1 protein-coding gene is annotated in these 771 nt (G+C 44.0%); it reads right to left on the reverse strand.

Features of this window, described 5'->3' with window-relative positions:
- Positions 1 to 771 (reverse strand): hypothetical protein (locus PL9214_RS31900; protein ID WP_186440535.1); only part of this gene is annotated, 771 nt, incomplete at both ends.

The following is a 771-nucleotide window of genomic DNA, read 5'->3' on the forward strand; positions in this document are numbered from 1 at the left end:
GCATCGGTGAAACCACTGCTTAAGACGGTGGAAACTAATGTCCCTGGATTGGTTGTCGGGTCTTCGTTAATTGTGGTTAAATTAGATACGTTAGCTGCATTTAGGACGGGGGCGCTGTTGTTGTATTCTCCTGTTGCTCCAAAAAAGTTCAACCAAGTGTTTGTATTTGTGCCACTGGTTCGGGTTATGGTGATGCTTTGCAGGATTTTCGTTGTATCGGGTGTTAACCCTAAACCAAAGATTTTTCCAGCATTAAAATCCCAGTAACTTGAGCCGGTTGTATCGTTACTTAAGTCTAGTCCATTAATCAGATAGTAACTAGAAGCTGACTCGGTAATTGAAGTGGCAATATCGGCAATTGTGGCTGTACTGGTGCTGGTGCTGCTATCGCTATAGTTAAATTTTATATTTATTGTCCCGCTACCATTTGTCCCGGTGGCAAACAGGTGAATTTTTTGGTAGGGACTAGCCGTGACGTTAAAGGTAAAGGATGAGTTGTTGGTGGTGAGGATTTTGGCATTGTTGCCGTCATTGCTGTTATTGTAGCCGAGTTGAATGTTGGGATGGTAGCTGTTGGCTGCAAACAAGCCGTTGTCGGGTAAACCGTTGCCATTGGTTCCTGCTTTAAAGGTGGCAAAAGACTGAGTGACTAGGGCGTATGTCGGTGAACCGAAGGGATTTTGGCTGGGGTCTGTGGTGCCGTTATTGTAGTTAATAATGACATCATCGCTGAAGATTGAGCTAACATCGAAGTCTTTGATTGCTAATACT

Source organism: Planktothrix tepida PCC 9214 (genome assembly GCF_900009145.1).
Lineage (GTDB): Bacteria > Cyanobacteriota > Cyanobacteriia > Cyanobacteriales > Microcoleaceae > Planktothrix > Planktothrix tepida.